1 protein-coding gene is annotated in these 10,538 nt (G+C 76.6%); it reads right to left on the reverse strand.

Features of this window, described 5'->3' with window-relative positions:
* Positions 1–4: 4 nt before the first annotated feature.
* The gene (locus tag GA0070622_RS19255; RefSeq protein WP_091574863.1) at positions 5–10,258 is read right to left on the reverse strand and encodes a type I polyketide synthase; all 10,254 of its coding nucleotides are present in this window, start codon (positions 10,256–10,258) and stop codon (positions 5–7) included.
* Between the last annotated feature and the right edge of the window lie 280 nt (positions 10,259–10,538).

Raw genomic sequence — 10,538 nt, forward strand, 5'->3', positions numbered from 1 at the left:
CATCTCAGGCGGTTCCGAGTTCGTCGTCGAGCAGGTGGAACAGTTCCTCAGCGCTGGCGGAGCCGAGGTTGCCGTCGTCCGCGCCGGTGCCGTCGGCGGCGCTCTCGGCGTACGTCCAGAGCGACAGCAGTTCGCGCAGCCGGACGGCGACGGCGGCGCGGTCGGTGTCGTCGGCGGCGATGGCGCGCATCGCGGTCTCCAGCTTGTTCAGCTCGCCGAGCACGGACAGCGCGGAGGTGCTCCGCTCGGCGAGCAGCGCGCCGCGCAGGTGCGCGACCATGGCCGCGGTGGTGGGTCGGTCGTAGATGAGCGTGGACGGCAGGCGCAGCCCGGTGGCGGCGGCGAGCCGGTTGCGGAACTCCACCGCGGTCAGCGAGTCGAAGCCCAGCTCGACGAAGCCCTTGTCGGTGTCCACGTCGCGGATCGAGGCATAGCCGAGCACCGCCGCCGCGTGCGTGCGGACCAGGTCGGAGAGCACCCGGTCGCGGTCGGACTCGGCGGTGGCGGCGAGCGTGTCGCGCAGCGCGCTCGCCGCGTCCGCGCCCGGCGTCGCGGCCGGCGCCGCGCCGGTGACCCGGACCAGGCCGTGCAGCAGTCGGGGCAGCGCCGGTCCGAGCCGGCCGAGCACCGCGTGGTCCAGGTTGACCGGCGCGATCGCCGGCTCGTCGTACCGCAGGCCCGCGCTGAACAACGCCATGCCCTCGTCCGGGCCGAGCGGGCGGAAGCCGGCGCGGGTCATCCGCCGCTCGTCGACGTGGCCCTGCGGACCGCCGGGCTCGTCCGGGTTGGCCCACGGCCCCCACGCCATCGACGTGACGGGGAGCCCGCGGGCCCGGCGGTGGTGGGCGAGCGCGTCGAGGAAGGCGTTCGCGGCGGCGTGGTTGGCCTGGCCGGGGCCGCCGAACAGCCCGGCGGAGGAGGAGAAGAGCACGAACGCGGCGAGGTCGAGCTTCTCGGTCAGTTCGTGCAGGTGCCAGGCGGCGTCGACCTTGGGCGCGAGGACGGTGTCGAACCGGGCCGGGGTCAGCGCCGGCAGCACGCCGTCGTCGAGGACGCCGGCGGCGTGCACCACGCCGACCAGCGGCCGGTCGGCGGGGATCTCGTCGAGCAGCACGGCCAGCGCGTCCCGGTCGGTGACGTCGGCGGCGACGACCCGCGCGGTGGCGCCGAGCGCGGTCAGGTCGGCGACGAGGTCCGCCGCGCCGGGCGCGTCCGGGCCGCTGCGGCTGACCAGCAGCAGGCGCGGCACGGCGTGCCGGGTGACCAGGTGCCGGGCGACGAGCCGGCCGAGCGCGCCGGTGGCGCCGGTGACCAGCACGGTGCCGGTGGACAGGTCCGGCTCGGGCCGCTGCGGCGGCGGGCCGAGGCGGACCAGGCGGGGCGCCCGGAGCTGGCCGGCCCGCAGCGCGAGCTGCGGCTCGCCGGTGCCCAGCGCGGTGGGCAGCGCCACCGTGGAGCGGGGGTCGTCGTCGAGGTCGAGCAGCACGAACCGGCCCGGGTTCTCGGACTGGGCGGAGCGGATCAGGCCCCACGCGGCGGCGGCCGGCAGGTCGGCGGGGCGGTCGGTCGGGTCGACGGCGACCGCGCCGCGGGTGACCACGACCAGCGGGGTGCCGGCGAACGGTTCCCGGGTGAGCCAGTCCTGCGCCAGCGCCAGCGTCTCGTGGGTGACCAGGTGCGCGGCGCGGGCGGGGTCCGGCTCGTCGGCGCGCTGTCCGGGGCGGATCGCGACCACCGCGTCGGGCCGGGCCGCGCCGCCGGTCACGGCCGCGACCAGGTCGTCCAGGTCCCGGTACGCCTCGACGCCGGGCCATCCGTCGGCGTCGCCGAGCACGGCGATCCGGGTGGGGCGGGTGGTGCCCGGCTCCGGGGTGGTCCAGTCGAGGCGGTGCAGTGAGCGGGCGGCGGCCCGGCGGGCGGTGTCGAGCTGGTCGGCGCTGATCGGGCGCAGCACGAGCGCGTCGAGGGAGGCGACGGGCGTGCCACCGGTGTCGGTGACGGTGACGGCGACCGCGCTGTCGGTGGGGGTGAGCCGGACCCGCAGCTCGCGGGCCCGGGTGGGTTGGATCGCCAGTCCGGTCCAGGAGAACGGCAGTCCGGGCCCGGCCGCGTTCGCGGGCGCGGCGGCGGCAGTGGTGGCGCGGTGCAGGGCGTCGGCGCCGATGGTGTGCAGTGCGGCGTCGAGCAGCGCCGGGTGCAGGGTGAACGGGTCGACCGGCGCGTCGGTGTCGAGCGCGACCTCGGCGAGGAGGTCGTCGCCGCTGCGCCAGGCGGCGCGCAGCGCCTGGAACGTCGGCCCGTACCGGTAGCCCTGCTCGGTGAGGTGCGGGTAGAGGGTGTCCAGCGGGATCGGTTCGGCGTCGGCGGGTGGCCAGGCACCGCCGGCGGTGCCGGTGACCGGCCGGGTGGGGGCGAGCAGGCCGGTGGCGTGGCGCTGCCAGGTCCGGCCGGTGCCCGGGGCGTCGCCGCCGTCGTCGAGGTGGGAGTGGACGGAGACCGGCCGGCATCCGTCGTCGTCGGCGGCGCCGACGCGGATCCGCAGGTCGACGCCGCCGGTCGGCGGGACGACCACCGGTGCTTCCAGGACCAGTTCGGTGACGTGGGCGGTGTCCAGGGCGCGTCCGGTCCAGGACGCCATCTCGACCAGGGCGGTGCCGGGGAGCAGGACGGTGCCGAGCACGGCGTGGTCGGCGAGCCAGGGGTGGGTGGTCAGGGAGATCCGGCCGGTGACCAGCAGGCCGTCGTCGCCGGGCAGGTCGGCGGCGGCGTGCAGCAGCGGGTGGTCGACGGCGTCGAGTCCGGCGGCGGGCAGGCCGGCCGGTCCGGTGCCGCCGCGCGACAGCCAGTACCGGTCCCGCCCGAACGGGTAGGTGGGCAGGTCGACGGTGGGCGCGGGGGCCAGGACCCGGCCGAGGTCGACGGGTAGGCCGATGGTGTGGGCGGTGGCGAGGCTGGTCAGCAGCCGGGTCGGGTCGTCGTCACCGCGCCGCAGCGTGGACAGGGTGTGGCCGGTGGTGTCGGTGTCGTCGAGGATCGCCGTCACCGGCAGCGTCAGCACCGGATGCGCGGACACCTCCACGAACGTGGTGTGCCCCGCCGCTATCGCGGTGCGCACCGCCTGCTCGAAGCGGACGGGTTGACGCAGGTTGGTGTACCAGTAGCCGCCGTCCATGCCCTGCGGGTCGGCCCACTCCCCCGTCACCGACGACACCATCCGGACCTGACCCGGCTGCGGCGACAAGCCCGCCAGGTCGGTGAGCATCCGCTCCCGGACCTGCTCCACCGCCGGGTTGTGCGAGGCGTAGTCGAACGGCACCGGCTTCGCCCGCACCCCCTCGGCCAGCCACCGCTGCCGCAGCTCGTCCAGGGTCTCCGGCGGCCCGGACACCACCACATGCCCCGGACCGTTGAGCACCGCCACCACCGTGTCCGGCACACCCTCGATCCGCGCGGCAACCTCCGCCTCAGGCAGATCCACCGCCAGCATCCCGCCGGAACCGGCCAGGGTGGACAACGCCCGCGCCCGCAGGATCACCGCCCGCGCCGCGTCATCCAAGGACAACACCCCCGCCACGCACGCGGCGGCCATCTCCCCCTGCGAATGCCCGACCACCAACGCCGGTTCCACACCGGCGGCCCGCCACACCTGCGCCAGCGACACACCGACGGCAAACAACACCGGCTGCAGGATCTCCACTCGACCCAGCCAGGCGTCGTCGTCGCCGGTGAGCACCGACACCAGGTCCACGTCCAGATACGGCGCGAACGCCCGCTGACACTCGGCAAGACGCGCGTCGAACGGCCCGCACCGGCCCACCAGACCCGCCGCCATCCCCACCGACTGACCACCCTGACCCGGGAACACGAACACCGGACCCGACCCGTGGACGCCCGCCGTCCCGGTGACCAGGGCGGAGGACGGCAGGCCGGACGCGAGGGCGTCCAGGCCGGCCAGCAGGTCGTCGCGGTCCGTACCGACGACGGCGGCGCGCTGGTCGAGCGCGGCGCGGGTGGTGGCGAGTGACCAGGCCACGGCGGCCGGGTCGTGGTCCGGGTGTTCGCGAACGTGCCGGGCGAGCCGCTGCGCCTGCTGCGCGAGCGCGGTGACGGAGCGAGCGGACAGCGGCCAGAGCGCCGCGTCGGTCCGCACCAGCCCTTCCGTCGGCGCGGGCGCGGCGACCTCCGGCTCGGCGGGCTGCTCGACGATGACGTGGGCGTTGGTGCCGGAGATGCCGAACGACGACACCGCCGCCCGACGCGGCCGGTCCACCACCGGCCACGGACGGGCCTCGGTCACCAACTCCACCGACCCCGCCGACCAGTCGATGTGCGGCGACGGCGCGTCCACGTGCAGCGTGGCCGGCACGGTCGCGTGGCGCATCGCCTCGATCATCTTGATCACGCCGGCGACGCCGGCGGCGGCCTGCGCGTGGCCCATGTTCGACTTGACCGAGCCGAGCAGCAGCGGCGTGTCCCGGCCCTGCCCGTACGTGGCCAGCAGCGCCTGCGCCTCGATCGGGTCGCCGAGCGTGGTGCCGGTGCCGTGCGCCTCCACCACATCCACGTCCGAGGTGGACAGCCCCGCGTCGGCCAGGGCCGCCCGGATCACCCGCTGCTGCGACGGCCCGTTCGGCGCGGTCAGGCCGTTGGACGCGCCGTCGGAGTTGACCGCCGAGCCGCGCACCAGCGCCAGTACCCGGTGGCCGTGCCGCCGCGCGTCCGAGAGCCGTTCCACCAGCAGCATGCCGACGCCCTCGGACCAGCCGGTGCCGTCGGCGGCGGCGGCGAACGACTTGCACCGACCGTCGGCGGCGAGGCCGCCCTGCCGGGAGAACTCGGCGAACGTGTCCGGGGTGGCCATCACCGCGACACCGCCCGCGAGGGCCAGGTCGCACTCGCCGCGGCGCAGCGACTCGCCGGCCAGGTGCAGCGCGACCAGCGACGACGAGCAGGCCGTGTCGACGGTGACCGCCGGACCTTCCAGCCCGAGCGTGTACGCGACCCGGCCGGAGATGACGCTGTGCGCCCCGCCGGTCATCAGGTAGCCCTCGGTGCCCTCCGGCACCTCGGTCAGCCCGGTCCCGTACCCGGAGGTGGAGGCGCCGACGAACACGCCGGTGCGGCTGCCGGCCAGGCCGGTCGGGTCGACGCCGGCCCGTTCCAGCACCTCCCAGGCGGCTTCGAGGGTCAGCCGCTGCTGCGGGTCCATCGCGAGGGCCTCGCGGGGCGAGATACCGAAGAACGCGGGGTCGAAGCCGGTGGCCTCGGGCAGGAATCCGCCGGCCGGGGTGTAGCCGCTGTCCGGCGCGGGCACGGCCCAGCCCCGGTCGATGGGGAACCCGCCGATCGCGTCGACGCCGTCGGCGACCAGACGCCACAGCTCCGCCGGGCCGCTGACCCCGCCCGGGTAGCGGCAGGCCATCCCGACCACCGCGATCGGCTCGTCGGTGTCGGCGGCGCGGGTCGGACCGGCGGACGCGGCGGGCGCGGTGCCGAAGGCGGTCTCCCGCAGGTGTCGGGCCAGTTCGGCCGGGGTGGGGTGGTCGAAGACGAGGGTGGACGGCAGCCGCAGCCCGGTGGCCTCGTTCAGTCGGGTGCGCAGGTCCACCGCGGTGAGTGAGTCGAAGCCGAGGTCCTTGAACGGTCGGCCGCGCAGGTCGTCGGCGGTGGCGTGGCCGAGGACGCGGGCGGTCTGCTCGTCGACGATGCGCAGCAGTTCCCGTTCCTGCTCCGCCTCGGGCCGGTCGGCCAGGTGGCGTAGCGGCTCGGCGACGCCGGCCGGCGCGGCGGCGTCCCGGGCCGCCTCGTCCTCGGCGAGCGCCCGCACCTGCGGCAGGTCGGACAGCAGCGGGCTGGGCCGGGTGAGCGTGAACGCCGGGTGGAAGCGACTCCAGTCGACGTCGGCGACGGTGACGCCGGGGGTGGGTCGGTCCATCGCCCGGTCCAGCGCGAGCAGGGCCCGCCGGGGGTCGATGGTGGGCAGTCCCATCCGGTGCAGCTGTTCGGTGGCGGCGTTCTTCGCGGCCATGCCGTCGGCGCCGCCCCAGGCGGTCCAGGCGACGGCGGTGGCGGCCAGGCCCCGGTCGCGGCGGTGCACCGCGAGCGCGTCGAGCAGCGAGTTGCCGGCGCCGTACGCGCACTGTCCGGCGCTGCCCCAGGTGCCGGAGACGGAGGAGAAGAGCAGGAACGCGGTCAACGGCCGGTCGGCGAGGCACTCGTCGAGGTGCAGCGCGCCGAGCACCTTGCCGGCGACCACGTGGGCGAACTCGTCGAGGGTGGTGCCGGTCAGCGGGGTGAGCTGGTCGGTGCCGGCCGCGTGCACCACGGCGGTCAGGTCGGGCAGCGAGTCCAGCAGCGCGGCGACGGCCGTGCGGTCGGTCATGTCGCAGGCGGCGGCGGTGACCCGCCCGTCGGCGCCGTGCTCGTCGAGCAGCGGGGCCAGGCCGGGGGTGTCGGCGCCGCGCCGGCCGGCGAGCACGACCCGGCGGGCGCCCCGGTCGAGCAGCCAGCGGGTGACGTGGCCGCCGAGCGCGCCGGTGCCGCCGGTGACCAGCACGGTGGCGTCGGCCCACCGGTCGTCGGCGGGCTGCTCGGGTGCGGCGGCCGGGCCGAGCCGGCGGCCGAAGACACCGCCGGCGCGGACGGCCACCTGGTCCTCGCCGCTGCCGCCGGTGAGGATCGCGGCGAGGCGGCGCCGGCCGGCGTCGTCGGGTGTCTCCGGCAGGTCGACCAGGCCGCCCCACCGGTGCGGCTGTTCCACGGCGGCGGCGCGGCCGAGGCCCCAGACCAGGTTCTGCACCGGGTGGGTGAGCCGGTCGGCCGGACCGGCCTTGACCGCGCCGCTGGTCAGGCACCAGACGGGCGCGTCGAGGTCGAGGTCGGTGAGGGCCTGGAGCAGCACCAGCGTGGTGGCGGCGGCGACGCTGACGCCGGGGTGGGCCGGCAGCAGCCGGTCCTGCCCGGCGACCAGGTGCAGCACGCCGGCGACCGGCGCGTCGCCGATCGCCTCCCGCAGCCGGTCGGCGAGCGCCGCCCGGTCCAGGTCGTCGGCGCCGAGGCGCAGCACCGCCGCGTCGTCGACGAGTCCGGGCAGGTCGTCCGCCCAGCCGCGCTCATCGGGGTCGGTGGGCAGCAGCACCAGCCAGCGGCCCGCCGGCCGGTCACCCTCCGGGACGGCGACCGGTTGCCACCGCACCTGGTACGTCCAGCCGTCCACCACGGACCGGTCGTGCCGGCCGCGTCGCCAGGCGGAGAGCACCGGCAGCGCCGGCAGCAGCGTGTCCACCGCGCCGAGCTGGTCGCGCAGGGCGTCGATGTCGGTCCGCTCCACCGCGGCCCAGAACTCGGCGTCCGCCCCGGTCTGCTCACCGGCGGCGGAAGGCGGCGGCTCCGGCCAGAACCGCTGCCGGTGGAACGCGTACCCGGGCAGCCGGACCCGGCGCGGGTCGGCGCCGGCGAACAGCTCCCGCCAGTCGACGGTGACGCCGTCGACGTGCAGCTCGGCCAGCGCGGTGAGCAGCGCGGCGGGTTCCGGCCGGTCCCGGCGCAGCAGCGCCACCGCGCTGACGTCCGGGCCGGCCACGTCGCGGGTCAGCGCGGTGAGCACGCCGCTCGGCCCGACCTCCAGGAACGTGCCGGCGCCGAGCGCGCGCAGCCGGGTCACGCCGTCGGCGAAGCGGACCCCCTCCCGGACGTGCCGCACCCAGTGCTCGGCGGTACGGATCTGGTCCGGGTCGACCGGCTCGCCGGTCAGATTCGACACGATCGGCAGGGTCGGCGCGCGCAGCTCCAGCCGCTGCACCACGGCGGCGAACTCGGCGAGCATCGGCTCCATCAGCGGGCTGTGGAACGCGTGGCTCACGGCGAGTCGCTTCGTGCGTACCCCCTGCTCCGCGCAGCGGCGCTCGACCTCCGCGACGGCCGCCTCGGCGCCGGAGACCACGACGGCGGCGGGCCCGTTGACGGCGGCGACGCCGATCGGCCCGGCGACGTCGGTGAGCAGCGCGTCGACGTCGGCGGGCGGCGCGGTGACGGAGAGCATGGCGCCGCCGGCCGGCAGCTCGTGCATGAGCCGTCCGCGCGCGACGACCAGCGTGGCGGCGTCGGCGAGCGACAACACGCCGGCCACGTGCGCGGCGACCACCTCGCCGATCGAGTGCCCGGCCAGCAGCTGCGGGCGGACGCCCCAGGACGCGAGCAGCCGGACCAGGGCCACCTCGACGGCGAACAGCGCGGGTTGGGTCCACCGGGTCAGGTCGAGCAGCGCCGCGTCCTCGGTGCCGGGTTCGGCGGCGAGGATCGGCCCGAGCGGGCGGGGCAGGTGCCGGTCGAGTTCGGCGCACACCTCGGCGAGCGCGTCGGCGTAGGCCGGGAACGCGGCGGCCAGTTCGCGGCCCATCCCGGGCCGCTGCGCGCCCTGGCCGCTGAACAGGAACGCCAGCTGCCCGCCGCGTGGGCCGGCGCCGGCGACCAGGCCGGGGGCGGTCCCGCCGGCGGCGAGGGTACGCAGGTGGTCGCGGAGCGCGGCGCGGTCCGGGGCGAGGATCACGGCCCGGTGGTCCAGCGCGCCCCGGGTGGTGACCGACGACCAGCCGATGTCGGTCAGCGGCACGTCCGGTCCGGCGTCGGCGTCGGCGTCGGCGTCGGCGTCGAGCCAGTCGGCCCAGCGGGCGCCCTGGGCGGCCAGGCCGGCGGCGTCGCGCGCGGAGACCAGCACCGGCACCAGGCCGGCGGCCGTCACCGGCGCCGGACCGGTCGGCGCGACGGCGGTCGAGGACGGCCCGTCCCCGGCGACCGCCGCGTCCGGGGCGGACGACGAGGCCGAGGCGGACGACGGGGGCGAGGCGGACGACGGGGGCGAGGCGGACGACGGGGGCGGGGCCTCCTCGACGATGACGTGGGCGTTGGTGCCGCTCATGCCGAACGAGGACACCCCGGCGCGGCGGGGCTGCTCGCCCGGCGGCCAGGGCTGCGCCTCGGTCAGCACGGACACCGCGCCCGCGGTCCAGTCGACGTGCGGAGTGGGCGCGTCGACGTGCAGCGTGGCCGGGAGCCGGCCGTGACGCAGCGCCATCACCATCTTGATCACGCCGGCGACGCCGGCGGCGGCCTGGGTGTGGCCGATGTTCGACTTCACCGACCCGAGCCGCAGCGGCCGGTCCGCGGGCCGCCCCTGCCCGTACGTGGCGAGCAGCGCGGTCGCCTCGATCGGGTCGCCGAGACTGGTGCCGGTGCCGTGCGCCTCCACCGCGTCGACCTGCTCCGGGGCGAGCCGGGCGCTGGCCAGCGCCTGGAGCACCACCCGCTGCTGGGAGGGGCCGTTGGGGGCGGTGAGCCCGTTGGACGCGCCGTCCTGGTTGACCGCGCTGCCCCGGATCACCGCGAGCACCGGGTAGCCGAGGCGCTGGGCGTCGGAGAGCCGGGCCAGCAGCAGCACACCCACGCCCTCGCCCCAGGCGGTGCCGTCGGCGGCGGCGGCGAACGCCTTGACCCGCCCGTCGGCGGCGAGCCCGCGCTGGCGGCTGAACCCGACGAACGCGGCCGGGGTGGACATGACGGTGGCGCCGCCGGCCAGCGCGAGCGTGCACTCCCCCTGCCGCAGCGCCTGGCCGGCGAGGTGCAGCGCGACCAGCGACGACGAGCAGGCGGTGTCGACCGAGACGGCGGGTCCCTCGATGCCCAGCACGTAGGAGATCCGCCCGGAGACGACGCTGGCGGCGGTGCCGGTCAGCACGTACCCCTCGACGCCGGGCGGGGGCGTCTGGAGCAGCGCCGCGTAGTCCTGGCCGGTGGTGCTGGCAAACACGCCGACCTGGTGCCCGCGCAGCGCCGTCGGGTCGATGCCGGCGTGCTCGAACGCCTCCCAGGACGTCTCCAGCAGCAACCGCTGCTGCGGGTCCATGCCGAGCGCCTCACGGGGCGAGATGCCGAAGAAACCGCTGTCGAACTCGGTGGCCGAGTCGAGGAAGCCGCCCTCGCCGACGTACGAGGTGCCGGGATGGTCGGGGTCCGGGTGGATCAGCCGGTCCAGGTCCCAGCCCCGGTCGGCGGGAAAGGCCGAGACGGCGTCGGCGCCGGAGTCGACCAGCCGCCACAGGTCCTCCGGTGACCGCACCCCGCCGGGGAACCGGCAGCCGATGCCGACGACGGCGATCGGCTCCCGTTGCGCGGCCTCCAACTCGCCGAGCTTGCGCCGGGTCTGGTGGAGGTCGGCGGTCATCCATTTCAGGTATTCCCGGAGGGTGTCCTCAGTCGCCATCAGCGCCACCTTTTCGGGCCGGAGAAACAGGCGACCCAATACCGTTCGGCGTGACCATGAAATGCACTGTCCCGCGCCCCACCAGGTCTCACTTACGGTGAGGAAGGTAAGTGTCCGCGGAGGCGGGTCACAACCCCTACGACGCCCCTAGGGCCGCCCCTAGCAGGGACGTCGTCGCGAGGTGCCCAGGCTGGGCGGGTGCGCCCGGGTCGGCGGCCCGGTGGGACCGGTGGCGGCAGCGTCCAGAAAGCCGCCGCGACCGGTCCGCCGACGCAACTCC

This window comes from Micromonospora sediminicola, assembly GCF_900089585.1.
Classification (GTDB): Bacteria; Actinomycetota; Actinomycetes; order Mycobacteriales; family Micromonosporaceae; genus Micromonospora; species Micromonospora sediminicola.